Below are 22,816 nucleotides of genomic sequence, written 5' to 3' on the forward strand. Positions count from 1 at the left end.
GGGAGCCGAAGGCTGGTCTATAGTCCTTCGCTTCCATGAAGCACCTGTTGAATCTGCTGGCCGCCGTCGCGCTGCTGGTATGGGGCACCCATCTCGTTCGCACCGGCGTGCTGCGCGTCTTCGGCGCCAACCTGCGCAAGATCCTGGTGCACAGCATGCGCAACCGCTTCACGGCCGCGCTCTCGGGCATCGGCGTCACGGCGCTGGTGCAATCGAGCACCGCCACCTCGCTGATGACCTCCTCCTTCGTCGGCCAGGGCCTGGTGGCGCTGCCGGCCGCGCTGGCCGTGATGCGCGGCGCCGACGTCGGCACGGCGCTGATGTCGGTGCTGTTCTCGGCCGACCTCTCCTGGCTGTCGCCGCTCTTCATCTTCGTCGGCGTGGTGCTCTTCATCTCGCGCGGCTCCACGGTGGCCGGCCGCATCGGGCGAGTGCTGATCGGCCTCGGCCTGATGCTGCTGGCGCTGCAGCTGGTGGTCGAGGCGACCGGGCCGCTGTTCTCCTCGCCCGCGGTGCTGGAGCTCCTCGCCTCGCTCGCCAGCGACGTGCTGCTGGAGGTCACCATCGGTGCCGTGCTGGCGATCGCGGCCTACTCCAGCCTGGCGGTGGTGCTGCTGGTCGCGGCGATGGCCAGCTCCAACGTGGTGCCGCTGGATGTGGCGCTCGGCCTGGTGCTGGGCGCCAACCTGGGCAGCGGCCTGCTGGCGGTGCTGACCACCGCGAAGTCGGCGGTCCCGGTGCGCCAGGTCACGGTCGGCAACCTGATCTTCAAGCTGCTGGGCGTGGCGATCGCGGCGCCCTTCGTCGGCCTCTACCTGCGCGAGGCCCGGCCCTACATCTCCGACGCGACACAGCTCGTGGTGCTGTTCCACCTGGGCTTCAACCTCATCATCAGCATCGGCTTCATCGGGCTCACCGGCTGGATCGCGGGGCTGGTGACACGGCTGCTCCCGGTGCCGACCGAATCGCCCGCCATGCAGCGGCCGCGGCACCTCGACCCCTCCGCGCTCTCGACGCCCACGCTGGCGATCTCCAACGCCGCGCGCGAGGCCCTGCATCAGGCCGACGTGGTCGAGACCATGCTGATCGGCATGCTCAAGGTGATCCGCGACAACGACCTGCGCCTGGCCGCCGAGCTGCGCAAGCTGGACGACACGGTGGACGAGCTCTACTCGGCCATCAAGTACTACATGACCAAGATCTCGCGCGAGGCGCTGGGCGAGGAAGAGAGCCGGCGCTGGACCGACATCATCAGCTTCACCATCAACATGGAGCAGATCGGCGACATCATCGAGCGGGTGATCATCGACATCGAGGACAAGAAGATCAAGAAGCAGCGCAGCTTCTCCGCCGCCGGCATGCGCGAGATCGTCGAGCTGCACGAGCGGCTGCTCGCCAACCTGCGGCTCGGCATGAGCGTGTTCCTCAATGCCAATGTGCGCGACGCACAGAGGCTGCTGGAGGAGAAGGCGCGCTTTCGCGACCTGGAGCGCGCCTATGCCGGCACGCACCTGGAGCGCCTGTCGGAGCAGACCGCCTCCAGCATCGAGACCAGCTCGCTGCACATCGACCTGATCAGCGAGCTCAAGCGCATCAACTCCCACATCTGCTCGATCGCCTACCCGATCCTCGACTCGGCCGGCGCGCTTTCCCGCACGCGCATGCGCGAGTCGCGGCTGGCCGAGATCGAGTGAGGGGCGGCCCCAGCGCGCTCAGAGCGTGAGGATGGTGCAGCCCGTGGTCTTGCGCGCCTCCAGGTCGCGGTGCGCCTGCTGCACGTCGGCCAGGGCGTAGCGCTGCTCGATCGGGATCTTCACCGCACCGCTGGTGACCGCGGCGAACAGGTCGTCGGCCATGGCCTGCGTGCTCTCGCGCGTGGCGATGTGCGTGAACAGCGTGGGCCGCGAGATGTAGAGCGAGCCCTTGGAGGCGAGCACGCCGAGGTTGACCGGCGGCACCGGCCCCGAGCCGTTGCCGAAGATGGCGAGCAGGCCGAAAGGCCGCAGGCAATTCAGCGAGCCCTCGAAGGTGTCCTTGCCCACCGAGTCGTACACCACCTTCACGCCCTTGCCGCCCGTGATCTCCTTGACGCGCTCGGCAAAATTCTCGGTGCTGTAGTTGATCGCATGCGCGGCGCCGTACTCCAGCGCCAGCTTGCACTTGGCGTCGGTGCCGGCCGTGCCGATGAGCTGCAGGCCGAGGGCTTTGGCCCATTGGCACGCAATCAGCCCCACGCCGCCGGCGGCCGCGTGGAAGAGGATGAAGTCGCCCGGCTGCAGGCCCTCGGCCGGCAGCGTCTTCTTCAAGAGGTACTGGGCCGTCAGGCCCTTGAGCATCATGGCCGCGCCGGTCTCGAAGGAAATCGAGTCCGGGAGCTTGCACACGGTCTTGGCCGGCATCACGCGCAGCTCGCAGTAGGCGCCGGGCGGCTGGCTGGCATAGGCGGCACGGTCGCCGGCCTTCAGGTGCGTGACGCCCTCGCCCACCGCCTCGACCACACCCGCCGCCTCCATGCCGAGCTGCAGCGGCAGGGACAAGGGATAGAGCCCGCTGCGCTGGTAGGTGTCGATGAAGTTGAGCCCGACCGCGTGATGGCGGATGCGAATCTCGCCGGGGCCGGGCTCGCCCACTTCGACCTCGACGAGCTTCAGTTCCTCGGGGCCGCCATTGCGGTCGATGCGGATGGCTTTGCTGCGCATGGGTTTTCCTTTTGTCTGGATGGGTTGGGGAGGCACATCGTAGTCAGGGTGCGATGGTGGTGCTGGAGGGGGTATTTGAACTCTCTCGCCTTCCGGGAGAGTGCGCACGAATCAGTAGGTGCCCGGGTACGCCCCGCCATCCGCCAGCACGTTCTGCCCCGTCAAATAACCCGCCTGCACGCTGCACAGAAAGGCACAGATCGCCCCGAACTCCTCCGGCGTCCCGAAGCGCTTCGCCGGAATGTTCTTCTTGCGGCTTTCCCACACGGTGTCGAAGTCCTGGCCCGTCTTCTTCGCTGCGCCGGCCATGGTGCCCTTCAGCCTGTCGGTGTCGAAGGAGCCCGGCAGCAGGTTGTTGAGGGTCACGCCCTGGGCCGCAATCCCGCTGCGCGCCACGCCCGCGACAAAGCCCGTGAGCCCGCTGCGCGCGCCATTGGAGAGACCGAGGATGTCGATCGGCGCCTTCACCGAGCTGGAGGTGATGTTGACGATGCGCCCGAAGCCGCGCGCCGCCATGCCGTCGACCGTCGCCTTGATCAGCTCGATGGGCGTGAGCATGTTGGCATCCACCGCCTTGATCCAGGCCTCGCGGTCCCAGTCGCGGAAGTCGCCCGGGGGCGGGCCGCCGGCGTTGGTGACGACGATGTCGAAGTCCTTCTGCAGCGCGAACACCGCGGCGCGCCCTTCGACCGTCGTGATGTCGGCGGCCACCGGCTTGACCCAGGGCTTGACGGCGCTCCCGCAGGCTGCGGCCGCCGCCTCGAGTTTCTTCGCCGCATCCGCCAGGCCCTCTGCGCCGCGCGCCACGATCAGCACGTTCACGCCTTCGCGCACCAGCGCCTCCGCGCAGCCGTAGCCGAGCCCTTTGCTGGCCCCGCACACGAGGGCCGTTTTGCCTGCGATTCCAAGATCCATGATCGAATTCCTTCGGGCGTTCAGCGCCCTGTACGTGTGAAAACAAAAATGCCCGCGATCACCAGCACGGTGCCGGCCGCGATCCACGCGGTGAAGGGCTCGCCGAGGATCAGCACGCCCATCAGGATGGTCGACATCGGGCCGATCATGCCCGTTTGCGCGGCCATCGCGGGCCCGATGCGTTCGATGGCCATCATCACCGCCAGCACCGGCAGTGCGGTGCAGACGATCGCGTTGAGCACCGACAGCCAGATCACCGCAGGCGCCACGAGGAAGGCCGTTTCCAGCGGCCGCAACAACAGGAACTGCACGATGCACAGCACGCAGGCCACGCTGGTCGCGAGCCCCACCAGCCGCAGCGATCCCAGGCGCTTGACGAATTCGCCGCTGGCCACGAGGTAGACCGCATAGCTCACCGCGCTCAGGAAGACGAGCAGCGTGCCCCAGGCGGCCGCCGCGCTCTGGCCCAGCTGCAACTCGTGGCCGAAGACCAACAGCACCCCCGCATAGCTGATCGCCATGCCGGCGGCCTGCCAGCGCGTGATGCGGCGGCGGTACACGATCCAGCCGAACAGCAGCACCAGCGTCGGGTTGAGATACAGGATCAGCCGCTCGAGGCTGGCCGTGACGTAGGCCAGACCTGCGAAGTCCAGAAAGCTGGAGAGGTAGTAGCCGGAGAAGCCGAGGCCGGCCACGCCCATCCAGTCGCGCCGCGTCAGGGCCGGCTTCCCGCGCCCCGCCCACCAGGCCATGAGCGCGAACAGCGGCAGCGCGAACAGCATGCGCAGCATGATGAGCGTGACCGCGTCCACGCCGTAGCGGTAGGCCAGCTTGACGATGATGGCCTTGCCGCTGAAGGCGATGGCGCCCAGCGAGGCGAGCGCCAGTCCGGGCCCGATGCGCTTGTGCGTGTGCGCGGGTCCCGCGGCGCCTGCCTGCACGCAAGACATCGGCGCTCAGTAACCAGCAGCGAGGCCGTCGCGCCGGGCATCGCTCGCCGCCACGTAGCCCTCGACCGCCGGCTCGCCTGCACGCCAGATGAACTGGCCGGCGCCGAAGTCCTGGTAGGAGTCGTTGATCACCTCGACCTTGTGGCCGAGCGCGCCGAGGCCTTGCACGAGTTCGGGTTTCATCGCCCCTTCGGCGTTGATCTCCAGCCCGTGGTTGAAGCGCCAGCGCGGCGCGTCGCAGGCCGCCTGCGGGTTCTGGGCGTGGTCCAGCATGCGCACCAGCGTCTGCATGTGGCCCTGCGGCTGCATGTTGCCGCCCATCACGCCGAAGCTCATCACCGGCTGACCGTCCTTCGTGAGGAAGCCCGGGATGATGGTGTGGAAGGGGCGCTTGCGCGGCTCGACCACATTGGGGCTCTTGGCATCCAGGCTGAAGCCGTGGCCGCGGTTCTGCAGGCTGATGCCGAAGGACGGCTCCACGCAGCCGGAGCCGAAGCCCATGTAGTTGCTCTGGATGAAGCTCACCATCATGCCGCTCTCGTCAGCCGCGGTGAGATAGATGGTGCCGCCCTTGACGGGGTTGCCGGCCTTGAAATCCTGCGCTTTTTTCACGTCGATCAGTTTGGCACGCGAGGCGAGGTAGGCGTCATCGAGCATTTGCAGCGGGGACACCTCCATCGACGATGGGTCGGACACGTAGCGGTACGTATCGGCGAAGGCCAGCTTCATCGCCTCGATCTGCAGGTGCTGCGAGGCCACCGAGTCGGGCGGCATCGAGGCCATGTCGAAGTTCTGCAGGATCCCCAGCGCGATCTGCGCGGCGATGCCCTGGCCGTTGGGCGGCATCTCGTGCAGCGTGTAGCCGCGATAGTCCTGCGCGATCGGAGCCACCCATTCCGGCTTCCAGTTGGCGAGGTCGCGCACCTTGAGGCAGCCGCCGTGGGCCAGCGAGAACTTCTCCATCGCCTCGGCGATCTCTCCGCTGTAGAAGGCGTCGCCCCGGGTGGCGGCGATCGCCTTGAGCGCGCGCGCCGCGGCGGGAAAGCGGAACAGCTCGCCGACCTCGGGCGCGCGGCCCCAGGGCAGGAAGGCGTCGGCGAAGCCGGGCTGCGATTGCAGGATCGGCGTGGCTGCGGCCCATTTCTGCTGCACCACCGGGGGCACCAGGTAGCCACGCTCGGCGATCTCGATGGCCGGTGCCATCAGGTCCTCGAAGGGCAGCTTGCCGAAGTGCTCGGACAGCGCGACCCAGCTGCCGACGGCACCGGGCACGATGACGGAGTCGATGCCGCGCTGTGGCGGTGCCGCGGCGTCCTTGCCGTATTTGCGATGGAAGTACTCGGGCGTCCAGGCGGCCGGCGAGCAGCCGGATGCGTTGAGCCCGTGCAGCCGCTCGCCGTCCCACAGGATGCAGAAGGCGTCGCTGCCCAGGCCGTTGCTGACGGGCTCGACCAGGGTCATCACGGCCGCGGTGGCGACGGCCGCATCGACCGCATTGCCGCCCTGCTGAAGGATGCGCAGGCCGGCCTGCGCCGCGAGCGGATGCGAGGTCGAGACCACGTTGCGCGCAAAGACCGGGATGCGGGTGGAGGTGTAGGGATTGGCGTAGTCGAACTTCATGGCTTCAGTCGCTGATGATTTTTCGTTCGGTGATGATCTTCTTCCATTTGGCGGAGTCTTGCGCCACCATGGCCGCGAACCGCGCCGGGCTGCCGGTGGCGGGCGCGATGCCCAGCTTGGAGAGCTTGTCGCGCACCTCGGGGTCGCTCACCGACTCGTTGGCCGCGGCATTGATGCGCGCCAGTAGATCGGCCGGAAGCCCCTTGGGCGCATAGAGGCCGAACCAGGTGTTCGACTCGAAGCCCGGCAGCACGTCGGCGATGGCCGGCAGCTCGGGCGCCAGCGGACTCCGATCGAGCGAGGTCACGCCGAGCGCGCGCAGCCGGCCGTCGCGCACGTGCGGCATGCCGGTGGGCAGCGAATCGAAGAGCACGTCGATCTTGCCGCTGATCAGGTCGGGGATCGCCAGCGCCGTGCCCTTGTACGGGATGTGGGTGACGAACACGCCCGCCTGCGCCTTGAAGAGCTCCGCCGTGAGCTGCACGATGGTGCCGTTGCCGCTGGAGGCGTAGTTGAGCTTGCCGGGATTCTTCTTCGCATACTCGATCCATTCGCGCACCGTCTTCGCCGGCGAGCTGTTGGGCACCAGCATGATGCTGGGGGCATCGCCCACATGCGCGATGGGCGTGAAGTCGCGCACGGCGTCGTAGGGCAGCTTCGCGTTGATGGCGGGGCCGATCGAGTGCGTGCTGGTGGTCGCCAAAAGCAGCGTGTAGCCGTCGGCCGGCGCCTTGGCCGCGAGGTCGGAGCCGATGGCGCCGCCGGCGCCCGGCTTGTTGTCGATGACCAGCGTCGTACCCAGCTTCTCGCCCATCTTTTGCGACAGGGTGCGCGCGAAGAGGTCGGTGGCGCCACCGGCCGGGAAAGGCACGATCAGACGGATCGGCTTGTTGGGGTAGGCCTGCTGCGCGAAGGCAGCGGGCAATGCAGCCGCGCACAGCACCAGTGCGCCGGCACGAAGAAGGGCGGATCTTTTCACTTTCATGGGTCAGATTCTGAGGCTTCGGCGTTGCGGCTGCTCAAAGCAAAACGGCGCCCGAAGGCGCCGCTCGGCGAAGCGAGAAGCTTCAGTCGACTTCGACGAAGGCTTCCTGGCGCTTGGACTTGACCGCCGGCAGCAGCACGATCACGACCATCAGCGCAGCCGCGACCAGCAGCCCGGCCGAAATCGGCCGCGTGACGAACACGCTCCACGAGCCGCGCGACAGCAGCAGCGCACGCCGCAGGTTCTCCTCCATCATCGGCCCGAGGATCAGCCCCAGCAGCAGCGGCGCCGGCTCGCAGCCCAGCTTGATGAACATGTAGCCCACCACACCGAAGATCGCGACCATCCAGACGTCGAAGGTGTTGTTGTTGGTCGAGTACACGCCGATGGCGCAGAACAGCACGATGGCCGGGAACAGCCAGCGGTAAGGAATGGACAGCAGCTTGATCCAGATGCCGATGAGCGGCAGGTTCAGGATGATCAGCATCAGGTTGCCGATCCACATCGAGGCGATCAGGCCCCAGAACAGCTCGGGATTGCTGGTCATCACCTGCGGGCCGGGCTGGATGTTGTGGATGGTCATCGCGCCGACCATCAGCGCCATCACCGGGTTCGGCGGGATGCCCAGGGTCAGCAGCGGGATGAAGGAGGTCTGGGCGCCCGCGTTGTTGGCCGCCTCGGGCCCGGCCACGCCGCGGATGTTGCCCTTGCCGAAGGGCACTTCGCCGGCCTTGAGCTTCATCTTCTTCTCGAGCGTGTAGGCCGCGAAGGCCGACAGCAGCGCGCCGCCGCCGGGCAGGATGCCGAGGCAGGAGCCGAGCGTGGTGCCGCGCAGCACCGCGGGGAAGCCGTTCTTGAAGTCTTCCTTGGTGGGCCACAGGTGGTGCACCTCGGAGGTGAAGACCTGGCGGTCTTCCTCGGGACGCGAAAGGTTGGAAATGATCTCGCCATAGCCGAACACGCCCATCGCGATCACGATGAAGCCGATGCCGTCGGTCAGCTCGGGGATGTCGAAGCTGTAGCGCGCCACACCCGAGTTCACGTCGGTGCCGATCAGCCCGATCAGCAAGCCCAGCACGATCATGCAGATCGCCTTGAGCAGCGAGCCCGAGGCCAGCACCACCGCGCCGATCAGGCCCAGCACCATCAGAGAGAAGTACTCGGCCGGGCCGAACTTGAAGGCCAGCTCGGTCAGCGGCGGTGCGAAGGCGGCCAGGATCAGCGTGCCGACGCAGCCCGCGAAGAAGGACCCCAGGCCGGCTGCCGCGAGCGCGGCCCCTCCTCGCCCCTGCTTGGCCATCTGGTGGCCGTCGATCACCGTGACGACCGAGGACGATTCACCCGGCAGGTTCACCAGGATGGCCGTGGTGGAGCCGCCGTATTGCGAGCCATAGTAGATGCCGGCCAGCATGATCAGCGCGGCCACCGGTGGCAGCGCGTAGGTGGCCGGCAGCAGCATGGCGATGGTGGCGACCGGGCCGATGCCCGGCAGCACGCCGATCAGCGTGCCCAGCAGGCAGCCGACGAAAGCGTAGATGAGGTTCTGCAGCGTGAAAGCCGCGGTGAACCCGATGGTGAGGTTGTTGATGAGATCCATGGCGTTGTCGCTCTCAGCCGGTAATGAAGGTGGGCCAGACCTGGAACTGCAGCTTGAGCAGGACCACGAAGGCGACATAGCTGCCCACCGCCAGGATGGTGGCGAGGATCAGGCTGGATCGGATGTGGTAGTGCTCGCCCGCGAGACCGGCGATCAGCACCAGGGCGTAGATGGCGGCGATCAGGCCCATGGCGGGCAAGCCGATGCCGGGCAGGCCGCCGAGCAGGATGCCGAACACGATGTTGGAGCCGATGATGAAGGTCAGCGGACGCCAGGCCATCTTGCCCACCGGCTCGCCGTCCACCGTCTCGATGGTCAGCGCCGTGAAGATCACGATGACCCCCAGCACGGCCAGCAGGATGCCCAGCATCAGCGGAAAGTAGCCGGGCCCCATGCGCGCGCCGGTGCCCACGCTGTAGGTCGTTGCTCCCCATGCGAAGGCAATGCCGACGACGGTGAACATCAGACCCGCGAAAAAGTCCCTTTGACTTTTGATCTTCACGAACTGTCCCCTCGAAAAATTTCGAACAGCGGATTGTGGGGTCAGCCGGTGGTCAGGATCGATGTGGATACCACCTAACGTGAAGCCAGGGTTTTCCCGGGGCGCGAGGTCTCGCGCCCGGTTCTATTCGAGCGGCGGCGTGGCGCTCAGGACTTCGTCGACGGTGGTCAGCCCTTCGGCGACGCGCAGGGCGCCGGCCAGGCGCAACGGCCGCATGCCGTCGGCCACGGCCTGGTGCCGCAGCGCGCCCACGTTGGGCTCCTTGTCGACCAAGGTCTTGAAGGGCTCGCTGATCGTGAGCAGCTCGTAGAGACCCATGCGGCCGCGGTAGCCTGTCATGCGGCAGTCGACACAGCCGACCGGCTTGTAGGCGCGCACCGAGCCGGTGATCTGCCAGGGCTTGACGAAGGCGCCGAGCTGTTCGCGCGTGACGCTCTCGTCCGGCACCTTGCAATGCGGGCACAGCGTGCGCACCAGGCGCTGCGCCAGCACGCCGAGCATGGTGGCGTTGATGAGGTAGTTGGGCACCCCCAGCTCCATCAGCCGCGTGATGGCGCTGGGCGCATCGTTGGTGTGCAGGGTGCTGAAGACCAGGTGGCCGGTGAGCGCGGCCTGCACCGCCATCTCGGCGGTGGCGAGGTCGCGGACCTCGCCCACCATGATGATGTCCGGGTCCTGCCGCATCAGCGCGCGCAGGCCCTCGGTGAAGCCGAAGTCCAGCTGCGGCTGCACCTGCGTCTGGTTGAAGGAGGATTCGATCATCTCGATCGGGTCCTCGATGGTGCTGACGTTGACCTCCTCCGTCGCCACCCGCTTGAGCGTCGAGTAGAGCGTGGTGGTCTTGCCCGAGCCGGTCGGCCCGGTCACCAGGATGATGCCGTGCGGCCGGGTCACCAGCTGTTCCCAGCGCTGCGCGTCGTGCTGTGCAAAGCCCAGTGCGTCGAGATCCTTCACCGCGGTGTCCGGATCGAAGATGCGCATCACCATCTTCTCGCCGAAGGCAGTGGGCAGCGTCGAAAGCCGCATCTCGACCTCGTCGCCCCGCATGTTTCGGGTCTTGATGCGGCCATCGAGCGGGCGGCGCTTCTCCACCACGTCCATGCGGCCCAGCAGCTTGATGCGCGAGACCATCGCGTTCATCACGCCCATCGGCATCTGGTAGGCCGGGTGCAGCACGCCGTCGATGCGAAAGCGGATCACGCCCTGCTCGCGCCGCGGCTCCAGGTGGATGTCGCTGGCGCGCTGGTCGAAGGCGTACTGCCACAGCCAGTCGACCACCTGCACCACGCTCTGGTCGTTGGCGTCGAGCTGCTTGTTGCTCTTGCCCAGCTCGACCAGCTGCTCGAAGCTCGCGCTGCCCGCGTTGCCGCCGGCCTTCTGCGCCGCGCGCACCGACTTGGCCAGCGAGAAGAACTCGGCCGTGTAGCGCTGGATGTCGGTCGGGTTCGCAACCACGCGCCGCACCGGACGGCGCGCCTGCCGCTCGACCTCGGCGATCCAGTCGGTGAGGAAGGGTTCGGCAGTGGCCACCACCACCTCGGCCGGCGTGACCTGCACCGGCAGCACCTTGTGGCGCTCGGCATAGGCGGCACTCATGGTGTCGGCCACCTTGCCGACGTCGACGCGCAGCGGATCGATGCGCAGATACGCGAGCCCGGCGCGGCCGGCCAGCCATTCGGTCAGCATCTCCAGGTCGAGCGGCTTGCCGTCGCCCTGGCGCGTCATGGCCACATTGGCCAGCCGCACCAGCGGCGGCTGCCGGCTCTCGGCCTGGGCGCAGCGCGTCAGCGTCCGCTTGGCCTCCTCGGGCGAGATCACGCGGTCCTTCGCGAGCCATTCGATCAGGTGCCGCAGGTTGAGGGGCCCTTCGTGGCGGGCAGCAGCCGAATGGGGAGAGGTCACTGCGTTCATCGGTCGGCGATCGGTTTGAACACCCGCAGCCACTTGGGCGCGGGCAGGCTCCAGCGAGTCTGGATGCTTTGGGCGCGCTCGGCAAGCGCCGGGCGCTTGGGCCGGCTGGGGCTGCGCTGGGCCAGCACGATGGTGTTGCCCTCGCGCGTCGGCCGGAAGGCCCACAGCGCTTTCTCGCCAAATGCGCCGGCAATTTTCTCGAGGCTGCGCTCGTAGCTGGAGGAGCGGCCGAAGAGGTTCACCGTCATGCAGCCGTCTTCGGTCAGCAGGCGTCGGCAGTCGGCATAGAAGTCCTCGCTGTCGAGCACCGGCGCCGCGGCCTCGTGGTCGTAGAGGTCGACCTGCAGCGCATCCACCGTGCCCTGCCATTCGGGCTTGCGGATTTCGGTCTGCGCATCGGCCACCACCACGCGCAGCCGGGCATCGTCGGCCGGCAGCTTGAACCAGCCGCGGCAGGCCGCCACGACCCGCGGATTGAGCTCGATCGCCGTGGTGCGCATGCGCAGCGCCTTGCGGCAGAACTTGGTGAGGCTGGCCGCGCCCAGGCCCAGCTGCATGGCGTGGCGCTTCGGCACCTCGGCAGGGTCGACGAAGAGCAGCCAGGCCATCATGCGCTGCACGTACTCGAGCTCGATCTCGAAGGGTGCGTCCAGCTTCATCGAGCCCTGGACCCACTCGGTGCCCAGGTGCAGGTAGCGCACGTCCCCGTAGTCGGAGAAGTTGACCTCGGGCAGGGCGCGCTTCATGGCACGGGCAGGTACTGCGCGATCACCTCGCGCCATGCCGCCGCCTTGCGTTCGAAGCTCCAGGATGCGTGCGCCGGGCTGGACGAGGGCAGGCGATGGACCGGCACGCCCAGCGTGCGCGTGTGCCGCGCATGCCTGAAGCTCTCGCCACCATTGTGTGCAATGGCAGCCAGCGCCGGCAGGCGCAGGCCCGCGATGTCGTTGACGACAGCGTCGCGGATCGCCGAATCGAGGCTGCCCTCGCGCCGGCAGCGCCCGTACACGTCCCATAGGCCGAGGCCGCGCGCGAGCAGCCAGTCGCTACGCTTTTGATAGCTGTCGGGCCCCATGGGCAGCGGGATGTCGGGCCAGGTGGCTTGCAAGATTCTCCAGAACTGGTTTTGCGGGTGCGCATAATACTGCCGCTGCGCGATCGACCGGACGCTCGGGAAGCTGCCGAGAATCAGCAGCACCGTGGATTCCGACACGATCGGCGCCAGGCCCGTGAGCACTGTCTGCGTTTCGCCGGGGTGCTCGTCGCGTCGATCCATCTCACCCGCGAGCATAGAAGCAAAAAAACCCGCCGACGGCGGGTTTTTTTGCGGGGCATCAAGCGGCCATCAGGGCTTCTTCGCGGCTTCGTTCTGGGCCGTGCCCGGGATCTTCTCGCCGATCTTGTCGCCCACCTGGCGGGTCTTGTCGCCGGCCGCCGCGGCGGTGTTGCTCACGGCCGTGCCGGCCTTGCCGGCGGCTTCGCCGGTCGCATGCGTCGCCTTCTTGGTGCCGCTCTTGGTGGCGCTCCAGGCCTTCTTGGTGGTCTTCTTGGTACCCTCCCACGCCTTCTCGGCGCCGCTCTCGGTCGCGCTCACGGCTTTCTTGGTGCCGCTCTTGGTCGCGTCCCAGGCCTTCTCGCCGGCGTTCTCCACCTTCTCGACCGGGGTCGGCTGGGCGGCAGGCTGGGCCTGAGTCTGGGTCTGAGCCGTGGCCGACAGGCCGATGGATGCCAGGGCGAGTGCCAGCGCGGCAGGGAGAACGCGAATCGATGCTGTGTTCTTCATGAGGAAAGCTCCTTTGGATGTTGGAGTGACGAACTTGCCACCGTCTTGCAACGGTCACTCGAAAGCCAAGGATGACATCGAAAGCGTGCGCGAACCCCGCCGCCGCGCAACAAGCGCCCTCGGCCTACGCGGCGGGTAGGCGATCCGCCGACGCGCCCATCAGCGCCGACAGACGCGGCAGCGCCGCGATCGCGTTGCGCGTGGTGGCTTCGGCGAGCGCCTCGGGCGCGATGCCGCGCAGGTCTGCCAGCACCTCGGCGATGCGCGGCAGCTCGCCCGGCTCGTTGCGGCCCTGCGGCTCGCCCGCCGCGCGCTGCGCCTGCGTGCGATAGATCCACTGCGGCTGGATATCGGGCGAGTCGGTCTCCAGCACGATCGCCTCGAGCGGCAACTCCACCGCGAGCCGGCGCAGCTGCAGCGCGCGCTCGAAGGTCAGGGCCCCGCCGAAGCCCAGCTTGAGCCCGAGTCCGATGCAGGCCTGCGCCTGCTGGGCGCTGCCGTTGAACGCATGCGCGATGCCCAGCCAGCGCCCGTCCGCCGCCACCTGGCGCAGATGCTTGAGCACCTGGTCCACCGAGCGGCGAACGTGAACGATCACCGGCAGCCCGTGCTTGCGGGCGAGCTGCAACTGAGTGTGAAAGAAGTGTGCCTGCTTGTCGGCGTCGAGCCCGGGCACGAAGAAGTCGAGCCCGATCTCGCCCACCGCGACAAGCCGCGGGTCGTCGTGCCGGGCCGCGAGTTCCGCATCGAGCTGCGCCAGGTGCTCCTCCGCCGCCTCGCCGGTGCACATGGGATGAATGCCGAGCGCGTAGGCGTCGTCCTGCGCATGCGCCAGCTCTCGCACCTTTGCGAAGTTGGCGGCCGCCACCGCGGGAATCACGCAAAGGGCCACGTTCCGCTCTGCCGCGCGCGCCCGGATCGCGGGCATCTCGTCGCCGAATTCCGGCGCATCCAGATGGCAATGGGTATCGACGAAGACGGCCATCGGCGGATGATGCCCGAACGCATGCACTGGCGCGGAAAGCGTGCTACCGTGCCTCCTCACGCGTGGACTTTTTAGCCGGAGGTGTCCCGATGCGCAGGCCAGCTTTCTACAGTCGCTCGCCCCGCACGCCGCTCGACGACGCGGCCGATGCCGGGACGCCGCAGCAGCCCGGCGACTCCGCCGACGGCGCATCGCCCCCGGCCGCGGCGCCCGCCGCCAAGGCACGCTGGCAGCCCGGCCGCCGCAGCTTCGCGCTGCTGCTCGCCCTCAGCATCGGATCGGCCGCAACCAGCGTCGCGCTGTGGCCGCGCCAGAACATTCGCCAGTACACGCAGAAGGACATCGATGCCGCCGTGCTGCGCACCCTGCACACGGCCACCCTCCCCTCGCCGGCCGCCAAGGCCGCCGAGATCATCCGCCCCTCCGTGGTGCGGGTGGTGGGCTACGGCCCCGAGAAGAAGACCCCCGAGGCACAGACCCAGAAGCAAGGACGCAACCTGGCCAAAGGCAAGGCGCCCGAAGCGCAGGCGGACGAGCCGCCGGGCGAGGTCGAGCGCGGCGTGGGCACCGGCGTGGTGATCGTCGACAAGGGCATCATCCTCACCAACCTGCACGTGGTCGCAGGCTCCGAGAAGATCAGGGTCACCTTCGCCGACGGCCTGGAGGCGCCGGCCGTCATCACCGGCGTGCAGCCCGAGAACGATCTTGCGGTGCTGCAGGCGCAGAAGCTGCCCGACGACCTGATCCCGGCCGTCATGCGCTCCACCGCCGACCTGCAGCCGGGCGACCAGGTGGCCGCGGTCGGCTTCCCCTTCGGCATCGGCCCATCCGTGTCGGCCGGCGTGGTCTCGGGCCTCAAGCGCTCCTTCCGCTCGCCCGAGGGCAAGCAGGAGCTGGGCAACCTGATCCAGTTCGACGCCGCCGCCAACCCCGGCAATTCGGGCGGCCCGCTGATCAACATGAACGGCGAGGTGCTGGGCATCGTCACCGCCATCCTCAACCCGACGCAGCAGCGCACCTTCATTGGCATCGGATTTGCAGTGCCGATCGAGAACGCTGCCTCGGCCGCCGGTTCGCCGCCCTTCTGATCGCTTGTCCCATCGCGTTTTTCCATCGCGTTTTTCTGACCGCATCACCGAAAGCACCGCATGAGCACAGAGACCGAACCGACCTTCGCGCCCTCCGCGACCACCGCCGAGCTGATGGAGCAGATCCTCTACCAGGTCAAGCGCGTCGTGGTCGGACAAGACCGCTTCCTGGAACGCGTCATGGTCGCGGTGCTGGCGGGCGGCCACCTGCTGGTGGAAGGGGTGCCGGGCCTGGCCAAGACCTTGACCGTCAAGACCTTGGCCGACGCGGTGCGCGGCCGCTTCAAGCGCATCCAGTTCACGCCCGACCTGGTGCCGGCCGACCTGGTGGGCACGCGCATCTATAACCAGAAGACCGGCGAGTTCAGCACCTCGCTGGGCCCCGTGTTCGCCAACCTGCTGCTGGCCGACGAGATCAACCGTGCGCCCGCCAAGGTGCAGAGCGCGCTGCTGGAGGTGATGCAGGAGCGCCAGGTCACCATTGCCGGCGAGACCCACCGCGTGCCGCGCCCCTTCCTCGTGATGGCCACGCAGAACCCGATCGAGACCGAGGGCACCTACCCGCTGCCCGAAGCGCAGGTGGACCGCTTCATGATGAAGGTGCTGGTCGATTACCCGACCGACGAGGAAGAGTTCGTGATCGTCGAGCGCGTGATCGGCCCCGCGGTCGAGGCCAGCCCGGTGGCGACCACCGAGCAGCTCGCGGCGCTGCAGGCCGAGGCGCGGCAGGTGTATGTCGACCCCTCGCTGATCCAATACGCCGTGCGGCTGGTGTCGGCCACCCGCATGCCCGACCGCCATGGCCTGAAAGACATGCGCCGCTTCATCACCTACGGCGCCAGCCCGCGCGCCAGCATCAACCTGACCGAGGGGGCGCGCGCACTGGCTTTGCTGCGCGGCCGCACCTACGCCCTGCCCGAGGACATGACGGCCCTGGTGCCCGACGTGCTGCGCCACCGCGTGACGCTGTCCTACGAGGGCCTCTCCGAAGGCCTCACGCCCGACAGCCTGATCGAACGCATCATGCGGGCCGTGCCGCCGCCGGCCAAACCGCTCGAACATGAAAAACTGGTGGCCTAGCCGACGCCCCGCGGCCAACGACGAAGCGCTTGCGGCAGAAGCCGCGGCCGGCGGCGCCGAGCGCGCGCTGCGCCGGCTCGAATGGACGGTCATCCGGCGGCTCGACGGCCTGCTGCAGGGCGACTACCGCACGCTGATGCGCGGCACCGGCCTGGACCTGGCCGACCTGCGCGAGTACCAGCACCACGACGACGTGCGCCACATCGACTGGAACGTCACCGCCCGGCTGCAGACGCCGCACGTGCGCGTCTTCACCGAAGACCGCGAGATGGCTGCCTGGTTCGTCCTCGACCTCAGCCGCTCGGTGGACTTCGGCTCCGGCCGCAAGGCCAAGCGCGAGATCTCGGCCGGCTTCGTCGGCGTGATCGCGCGCCTGCTCACGCGGCACGGCAACCGGGTCGGCGCACTGGTCTACGGCAACGACGTCGAGGCCGTGATCCCGCCGCGCACCGGCCGCCGCCACGTTCTGTACCTGCTGAACGCGATGGAGCGCCGGGCGCGCCAGAAGGAGCAGCCCCGGCAGAAGGGCATGACCCGGCTGGCCGACCTGCTCAAGTCCGCCGCAGTGCTCATGCCGCGCCGCTCGACCGTGTTCGTGGTGTCCGACTTCCTCAGCGAGCCGGGCTGGGACCGCGCGCTCGCGCAACTGGTGCGGCGGCACGAGGTGGTGGCGGTGCGCCTGTTCGATCCGCTCGAACTCGACATCCCCGACCTCGGCCTGGTGCCGCTCACCGACGCCGAGACCGGCGAGCAGTTGTGGGTCGATACCCACGACGCCGCCTTCCGCAAGCGCTTCGCCCGCCTTGCCGCCGAGCGCGAAACCACACTGCGCGAGACGCTGGCGAAGGTCGGCGTCGACACGCTCGAACTCTCGACCAACGACGATCTGGTGGAAGCGATCGTGCGCTTTGCCGACATGCGCAAGCGCCGGGTGCGCGCCGGCTCGTCCCAGCCCAAGGCGGTGGCAGCATGAACTTCCTCTGGCCTCAATTCCTCTGGCTCCTGGCCGCGGCGCCGCTGCTGGTGCTGCTCTATGTCTGGCTGCTGCGGCGCAAGAAGAAGCTGGCGCTGCGCTACGCCAGCCTGTCGATCGTGCGCGAGGCGATGGGCGTTCGACAGAGCGTGCGCCGCCACATCCTGCCCTTCCTCTTCCTGCTCGCGCTGGTCGCGATGCTGATCGCCGCGGCGCGGCCGATGGCGGTGGTGGTGCTGCCCTCGAACCAGCAGACCATCATCCTGGCGATGGACGTGTCGGGCAGCATGCGCGCGGCGGACGTCCAGCCCAACCGGCTGGTGGCCGCGCAGGAGGCGGCAAAGGCCTTCTTGAAGGATCTGCCGCGCCACGTGAAGGTCGGCATCGTCGCCTTCGCGGGCAGCGCCAACGTCGCACAGCTGCCCACCACCAACCGCGAGGACCTGGTGCAGGCCATCGACTCCTTCCAGCTGCAGCGCGCAACGGCCACCGGCAACGCCATCGTCGTCTCGCTGGCCACGCTGTTCCCCGACGCCGGCATCGACATCTCGAACTTCAGCCCGCAGGGCAACAACAGCAACCGCACGCGCGGCGTGCCCCTCGAGCAGGCCGGCAAGCCGGCGCCCAAGGAGTTCACGCCGGTGGCGCCGGGCTCCTACACCTCGGCCGCCATCATCATGCTGACCGACGGCCAGCGCACCACCGGCGTCGACCCGCTCGACGCGGCCAAGGTCGCGGCCGAGCGCGGCGTGCGTGTCTACACCGTGGGCATCGGCACCGTGGACGGCGAGACCATCGGCTTCGAGGGCTGGTCGATGCGGGTGCGCCTCGACGAGGAAACGCTCAAGGCCATCGCCAACAAGACGCAGGCCGAGTACTACTACGCAGGCACCGCGGCCGACCTGACCAAGGTCTACAACACGCTGAGTTCCAGGCTCACGGTCGAGAAGAAGGAAACCGAGATCTCGGCACTGTTCGCGCTCGGCGCCGCGGTGCTGGCGCTGCTGTCGGCGGGACTGTCGCTGCTCTGGTTCAACCGCATCCTCTAAGGCCATCAAAGGCCTCAGGGCGACACCTTCACGCCGACGAGATCCGCGGGCGCCGCGGCTGCCGCGGCCGCAGCGCCCAATTCCGCATCCATGCACAGCACCGCCTCCTGCAGCAGCCCGCGCAGCCAGACCAGCCCCGGGTCCAGCGTGCGGTACTTGTGCCATTGCATGGTCTGCTGCATCGCCGGCGACGGCAGCGGCGCCGCCAGCACGCGCAGCGGCAGCGACTTGCGCGCCAACCGGGCCAGCCGGGCGTGCATGGTCGCGATGCGGTCGGTGCCCACGACCAGGTAGGGAACCGCGGCAAAGCTGTAGGTGCTGACTTCGATGCGCCGAACCCCCGGATAGCGGCGCTTCAGCCATCCGGCCCGCGTGGGCTCGTCCATGCCGGATGGCTGCATCACGATGTGCCCGGCCGCCGCGTACTGCTCGGCCGTCAGCCTGTCGGCATGCCCGAAGCAGCCCCCGCTCCAGACCGCGCAGACGAACTGCTCCTCGAACAGGAGTTCGTAGGGGTGCTCCCCGGGCGTGCGGTATTCCGTCGGAAGGATGAGCAGGTCGGCCTCGCCGCTCTCCAATTCGCGCAGAGGCGGCTGCAGCAGCGGCAGCAGTTCGAAGCGCACGGTGCGGGATTGCTGGCCGGCCAGCGTGAGCAGATGCGGCATCAGCACCATCGAGGTGTAGTCGGAGACGATCATGCGAAAGCAGCGGTCCGATTGGGCGGGGTCGAAGCGTGGCTGGGCGAGGATCGCGGAATCCACCCGCACCAGCACGTCGCGCACGGATTCCTTCAGCGTCTCGGCCCGCGGGGTCAGCTCCAGCTTGCGGCCGACCTGCACCAGCAGCTCGTCGTCGAAGTAGTCGCGCAGCCGCCCCAGGGCATTGCTCATCGCCGACTGGCTCAGATGCAGTCGCTCGGCCGCCCGGCTGATGCTGCGCTCGGCCAGCATGGCATCCAGGGCGACCAGAAGATTCAGATCCAGCTTGTTGAAGCGCATGCGTCGATGTGCAGGAGCGAGGCCCATGCCTGCACGCGACGTATTGACGGCATCGATGCGGGACATGGACGAAAGCGATAGCAAGAAGATAGTGCTTATCGACCGCCGTGCCATCCGGGCACGCCCGGGGGCAGCGGCGGCCGGCGTCAACGCCACTGCAGCAGCAGCGACCAGGGCGCCCGGCTCATGTGCCGATCGACGCAACCCGAGGGGCCGGTTTGGCAGCCCTGCGGCAGATAGCTGGGGTCCAGCAATCGGGTGCGGGGCGCGAAGGCAAGCCGGCGCATCGTCACCGACTGCAGGACGTTGCCGCCCACCGCGTCGAATCCCTTCGCATCCACCGCGACGACCACGTCGCAGTGCATGGGCAGCGCCGCGCCGCCGGCGGGCCGCTCAGCGAGGATGCGGCCGATCGCCTCGAAGGTGGACAGGCTCGCGTCGTCGCTGCGTGCGTGGCAGACCAGGTCGCCGACGCGGGGCGGCGTGCGCGCGAGATCGCAGGCGCGCAGCGCGGAAGGGTTGGCCAGGCCCTGCGCCTCGTCGGCGCGGGCTTGCCATGCGGCACCGGCATAGTCGGCATGCGCTTCCGAAAAGACGAACTCGTCGGGCCCGAGCCCGGCCTGGCGCGCCAGCCAGCTGACGAAGGCGGCGGACCAGGGCGTATCGATCACCGCCACGCGATCGAGTGCGGCCTGAACGGCCCGCAGGTCCTGGGATTCGAGGCCCTGCGCCGCGTCCACGCCGAGGCCCTGCAGGTGCGCGGCCGTGGCCCGGTTCAGGGCCTGGATCAGCAACTCGCGGGAGGCGGGGCGCAGCGCGCCGAAGCGCACTTGGGAGGGCAGCCGGGCGTCCTGCGGATCCACCGCACGCCAGTAGCCCAGCACCCGCTCCCACGGCGCCATCGCGCTCAGCCCGCCGCGCGCGTCCTCGGCTTCGGAATAGCCGGCATCGGTGAGCCGGCCTTCGGCATCCAGCGTTTGCCCGCCGAAAGCGCGGTGCTCGCGCTGCGCCGCGGCCGCCATGGCCAGGGCGCGCGGAACGGGTGGCAAGTGCAAGGCCGTGGCCAGGCAGGCCGCCCCGGCCGGGCCGGCAGCCGCCCAAAGCAGTGCGGCAACCAGCGCTGCCGCGGCATGGAAGCGCCATGGCAAACAGGGCCGAGTATCGAGAAGCCGCATGCCGCGCGAGCATAGCCGGCCGGAGGCGCCCGACGCGCGCGCTGCTGCCGCTCACCCGCGTGTCAGCATCCGCCCCGCCCTCGCGCGCACGGCAGGCTCCTGCTCGCCGCCGACGAACGCACACGTCCCGTTCACGTACACCCGCTCGATGCCCACGCTCGCGCTCTTCGGCCGGTCGTAGGTGGCGGTGTCGGCGATGGTGCGCGGGTCGAACACCACCACGTCGGCCATCGCGCCGGCGCGCAGCAGGCCACGGTCCGCGATGCGCATGTTGCGCGCCGTCATGCCGGTCATCTTGTGCACTGCCTGCTCCAGCGTGAAGAGCTGCCGGTCGCGCCAGTAGCGCGCGAACACGCGCGGAAAGGCGCCCCACAGGCGCGGATGCGGATGGCGATCGTGCGGCAGGCCGTCGCTGCCGATCATCGTGCGCGGGTGGGCGATGACGCGCTCCACGTCGTCTTCGTTCATCTGGAAATAGCAGGCGCCGCCGGGCTGCAGGCGTCGGCAGGCCTCCTTCTGGTCCACGCCCCACTCGCGTGCGATGTCGGCCAGCATGCGGCCGGTCACGCCGGGATGGGGGTCGGACCAGGTGATGAGGATGTCGATCACGCCGTCCACCAGGTCCTCGCGCAGCACGGTGGAGCCGGCGACATAGGGGTAGACGTCGAGCGCGATGTCCTGGCGTTCGGCCAGCGCATCGATCAGCGGGAGCGTCTGCCGGGTGCGGCCCCAGTTGGCGGGCCCGGCGCACTTGTGGTGCGAGATCACGAGCGGCGCGCCGGCGCTGAACGCGGTGTCGCCGGCCTCGTGCATGGCCTCGATGATGTTTTCCATCTCGCTGCGCAGGTGCGTGGCGTAGACGCCGCCGTGGCGGGCCACGATGCGCGCAAGCGCCGTCACCTCCTCGGCCGGGGCGGCGAAGGCCTGCTCGTAGAACAGGCCGGAAGAAAGGCCGTGCGCCCCCTCGACCATGCAAGACTCGAGCAGCGCGCCCATCCGCGCCCGCTCGTCTTCGGTGGCGGCGCGGTCCAGCGCGTCCATGGTGGCGAAGCGCAGCGTCGTATGGCCGACCAGGGCGGCAACGTTGAGCGCGGGCTGCGCCGCCTCGACCGCCGCGCGGTACTCGGCCATGGTGGCGTGCAGGAAGGAATCGGCGCCCAGCAGGGTGAGCGGCGGCTGGGCCTGCGGCGTGCGGTACGGCGCGAGCGAGATGCCGCAGTTGCCGGTGACCACGGTGGTGATGCCCTGCGAGACCTTCGGCAGGTTGAGCGGGTCGCGCAGCACGATGGCGTCGTCGTGCGTGTGGACGTCGATGAAGCCCGGGACGACGGCCTTGGCGCGGCAGTCGATGACCTGCAGGTCGTCCACGTCGATGCCCTCGGGCAGGCGCCGGCGCAGGCCTTCGCCCAGGGCTGCGATGCGGTCGCCGACCAGGAGCACGTCGCCGGTCCAGCTCGGGCCGCCGGAGCCATCGACGATGAGGCCGGCTTCGAGCAGGGTGGCGCCGCGGTCCTGGCCCTGCGCCCTCTCCCGCGCGCGGGAGAAGGCGCCTTCGTGCGCGCTGCCCGGCGTGCCGGCGGCGGAGCCACCGTGTTCGCTCTCAGCCATGCTTGATTCCTCCGCCATCCCAGCTCTGCAGCGGATGCGTGCTGGCATCGATGCCGTGGCGCTGGAAGGCCTCGCGCGCGCGCTGCAGCCGTTGCACTGCGGGTTCGCCGCGGCGCTGTGCGACCAGCACGGTCAGGATCTCGATGGCCGTCAGGTGCGTGAGGTAGGCGTCGATGCCCACGTGCATCACCGCGTCGTCGGGCACCGAGAGGCCGAGCAGGAAATCGGCGCGCGCCGCCAGCGCGGTGCCGGGCCGGGTGAGCGCAACCACCTTCGCGCCCTGCCCACGCGCGATGTCCACCGCATCCAGCAGCGAGGGCATGCCGCCCACGTGCGAGATCGCGATCACCACGCCGCCCGGGCGCTGGGCCGCGCCCGCCACCTGCTGCAGGTGGTAGTCGGCCCAGGCATTGGCCGAGAGGCCCAGACGGAACAGCCGCGCCTGCAGGTCGTTGGCCATGAACCAGGAGGTGGCGCCGGCGCCGTACAGGTCCACGTGCGGCGCCGCGGCGATCGCGCCGACGGCGCCGTCGAGCACCGCCATGTCGAGCTGGCTGCGCACGCCGGAGACCGAGGCCGCGGCGCTGCGGGCGATCTTGCCCACCACCTCGTCGGCCGTGTCGGCGATGTTGACGCGCCGGTGCAGGGGCGAGCCGCCCAGCGCCAGCTCCTGCGCCAAGGCCAGCTTGAACTCGCGCAGCCCAGCGAAGCCGAGGTCGCGGCAGGTGCGCATGATGGTGGGCACCGAGCTGCGCGAGCGCTCGGCCAGCGATTCGAAGCTTTCTTCGAGCACGCGGTCGGGGTCCTCGAGGATCAGGTCGAGGATGGCGCGCCGCGTGGACGGCGCGCCGTTGCGCACCTCGGCCATCTTCTGGAGCAGGGACTGGGACATGGACCG

Annotated in this window: 21 protein-coding genes; 5 read left to right on the forward strand and 16 right to left on the reverse strand. The window is 68.9% G+C overall.

Annotated elements, in window-relative coordinates; genetic code table 11:
- Positions 1–35: 35 nt before the first annotated feature.
- Positions 36–1,694 (forward strand): Na/Pi cotransporter family protein, encoded by a 1,659-nt coding sequence (locus AC3A6Y_RS32385; RefSeq protein ID WP_487872319.1) that lies wholly within the window; start codon positions 36–38, stop codon positions 1,692–1,694.
- A gap of 18 nt (positions 1,695–1,712) precedes the next feature.
- Here AC3A6Y_RS32385 and AC3A6Y_RS32390 read toward each other — a convergent pair whose 3' ends face one another.
- From AC3A6Y_RS32390 to AC3A6Y_RS32445, 12 genes are all read right to left on the reverse strand, one after another.
- Positions 1,713–2,699 (reverse strand): quinone oxidoreductase family protein, encoded by a 987-nt coding sequence (locus AC3A6Y_RS32390; RefSeq protein WP_487872320.1) that lies wholly within the window; start codon positions 2,697–2,699, stop codon positions 1,713–1,715.
- 111 nt (positions 2,700–2,810) lie between these two features.
- Complete coding sequence (locus tag AC3A6Y_RS32395; protein ID WP_487872321.1) at positions 2,811–3,614, reverse strand: SDR family oxidoreductase; 804 nt, start codon at positions 3,612–3,614, stop codon at positions 2,811–2,813.
- A gap of 20 nt (positions 3,615–3,634) precedes the next feature.
- Entirely contained in the window at positions 3,635–4,564 is a 930-nt protein-coding gene (locus AC3A6Y_RS32400; RefSeq protein WP_487872322.1) for a DMT family transporter, read from the reverse strand.
- 6 nt (positions 4,565–4,570) lie between these two features.
- On the reverse strand, positions 4,571–6,184 hold the full coding sequence (locus tag AC3A6Y_RS32405; RefSeq protein ID WP_487872323.1) for a gamma-glutamyltransferase family protein: 1,614 nt from the start codon (positions 6,182–6,184) through the stop codon (positions 4,571–4,573).
- A gap of 4 nt (positions 6,185–6,188) precedes the next feature.
- On the reverse strand, positions 6,189–7,169 hold the full coding sequence (locus tag AC3A6Y_RS32410) for a Bug family tripartite tricarboxylate transporter substrate binding protein (protein WP_487872324.1): 981 nt from the start codon (positions 7,167–7,169) through the stop codon (positions 6,189–6,191).
- Between the two features lie 82 nt (positions 7,170–7,251).
- Positions 7,252–8,766, reverse strand: coding sequence for a tripartite tricarboxylate transporter permease (locus AC3A6Y_RS32415; RefSeq protein ID WP_487872325.1), 1,515 nt, complete (start codon positions 8,764–8,766; stop codon positions 7,252–7,254).
- Positions 8,767–8,779: 13 nt separating this feature from the next.
- The gene (locus tag AC3A6Y_RS32420; protein WP_487872326.1) at positions 8,780–9,268 is read right to left on the reverse strand and encodes a tripartite tricarboxylate transporter TctB family protein; all 489 of its coding nucleotides are present in this window, start codon (positions 9,266–9,268) and stop codon (positions 8,780–8,782) included.
- Positions 9,269–9,391: 123 nt separating this feature from the next.
- Positions 9,392–11,179 carry a type IV pilus assembly ATPase TfpB gene (gene tfpB / locus AC3A6Y_RS32425; RefSeq protein ID WP_487872327.1) on the reverse strand — a complete coding sequence of 596 codons (1,788 nt, stop codon included), beginning with the start codon at positions 11,177–11,179 and terminating at the stop codon, positions 9,392–9,394.
- Positions 11,176–11,925, reverse strand: a complete 750-nt coding sequence (locus AC3A6Y_RS32430; protein WP_487872328.1) for a class I SAM-dependent methyltransferase — start codon at positions 11,923–11,925, stop codon at positions 11,176–11,178. Before AC3A6Y_RS32430 ends, tfpB begins: the two co-directional genes overlap by 4 nt.
- On the reverse strand, positions 11,922–12,455 hold the full coding sequence (locus AC3A6Y_RS32435; RefSeq protein ID WP_487872329.1) for a DNA-deoxyinosine glycosylase: 534 nt from the start codon (positions 12,453–12,455) through the stop codon (positions 11,922–11,924). The genes AC3A6Y_RS32430 and AC3A6Y_RS32435 overlap by 4 nt, the downstream gene beginning before the upstream one ends.
- A gap of 69 nt (positions 12,456–12,524) precedes the next feature.
- Positions 12,525–12,962, reverse strand: a complete 438-nt coding sequence (locus AC3A6Y_RS32440; RefSeq protein WP_487872330.1) for a hypothetical protein — start codon at positions 12,960–12,962, stop codon at positions 12,525–12,527.
- Between the two features lie 124 nt (positions 12,963–13,086).
- Positions 13,087–13,947 (reverse strand): TatD family hydrolase, encoded by an 861-nt coding sequence (locus tag AC3A6Y_RS32445; RefSeq protein ID WP_487872331.1) that lies wholly within the window; start codon positions 13,945–13,947, stop codon positions 13,087–13,089.
- Between the two features lie 89 nt (positions 13,948–14,036).
- On the opposite strand from AC3A6Y_RS32445, the gene AC3A6Y_RS32450 reads away from it, so the two are divergent.
- Genes AC3A6Y_RS32450 through AC3A6Y_RS32465 form a run of 4 tightly spaced genes read left to right on the forward strand, consistent with a single transcriptional unit; the run spans position 14,037 to position 18,137 of the window.
- On the forward strand, positions 14,037–15,035 hold the full coding sequence (locus AC3A6Y_RS32450) for a S1C family serine protease (protein ID WP_487872332.1): 999 nt from the start codon (positions 14,037–14,039) through the stop codon (positions 15,033–15,035).
- A 60-nt stretch (positions 15,036–15,095) separates the two neighbouring features.
- Positions 15,096–16,115 carry an AAA family ATPase gene (locus tag AC3A6Y_RS32455; protein WP_487872333.1) on the forward strand — a complete coding sequence of 340 codons (1,020 nt, stop codon included), beginning with the start codon at positions 15,096–15,098 and terminating at the stop codon, positions 16,113–16,115.
- Positions 16,096–17,088 carry a DUF58 domain-containing protein gene (locus AC3A6Y_RS32460; RefSeq protein WP_487872334.1) on the forward strand — a complete coding sequence of 331 codons (993 nt, stop codon included), beginning with the start codon at positions 16,096–16,098 and terminating at the stop codon, positions 17,086–17,088. The genes AC3A6Y_RS32455 and AC3A6Y_RS32460 overlap by 20 nt, the downstream gene beginning before the upstream one ends.
- Positions 17,085–18,137: a VWA domain-containing protein gene (locus tag AC3A6Y_RS32465; RefSeq protein ID WP_487872335.1), complete on the forward strand. Its 1,053-nt coding sequence runs from the start codon at positions 17,085–17,087 to the stop codon at positions 18,135–18,137. Before AC3A6Y_RS32460 ends, AC3A6Y_RS32465 begins: the two co-directional genes overlap by 4 nt.
- A 14-nt stretch (positions 18,138–18,151) precedes the next feature.
- Here the strand turns inward: AC3A6Y_RS32465 and AC3A6Y_RS32470 are convergent, their stop codons facing one another.
- From AC3A6Y_RS32470 to AC3A6Y_RS32485, 4 genes are all read right to left on the reverse strand, one after another.
- On the reverse strand, positions 18,152–19,135 hold the full coding sequence (locus tag AC3A6Y_RS32470; protein WP_487872351.1) for a LysR family transcriptional regulator: 984 nt from the start codon (positions 19,133–19,135) through the stop codon (positions 18,152–18,154).
- Positions 19,136–19,281: 146 nt separating this feature from the next.
- Entirely contained in the window at positions 19,282–20,310 is a 1,029-nt protein-coding gene (locus AC3A6Y_RS32475; protein WP_487872336.1) for a DUF2272 domain-containing protein, read from the reverse strand.
- A 51-nt stretch (positions 20,311–20,361) separates the two neighbouring features.
- A complete protein-coding gene (locus AC3A6Y_RS32480) occupies positions 20,362–21,918 on the reverse strand; it encodes an N-acyl-D-amino-acid deacylase family protein (RefSeq protein ID WP_487872337.1) in 1,557 nt (518 codons plus the stop codon).
- The gene (locus AC3A6Y_RS32485; RefSeq protein ID WP_487872338.1) at positions 21,911–22,810 is read right to left on the reverse strand and encodes a MurR/RpiR family transcriptional regulator; all 900 of its coding nucleotides are present in this window, start codon (positions 22,808–22,810) and stop codon (positions 21,911–21,913) included. Before AC3A6Y_RS32485 ends, AC3A6Y_RS32480 begins: the two co-directional genes overlap by 8 nt.
- Between the last annotated feature and the right edge of the window lie 6 nt (positions 22,811–22,816).

The sequence above is a fragment of the Variovorax sp. Soil_C_17 genome (assembly GCF_057657265.1).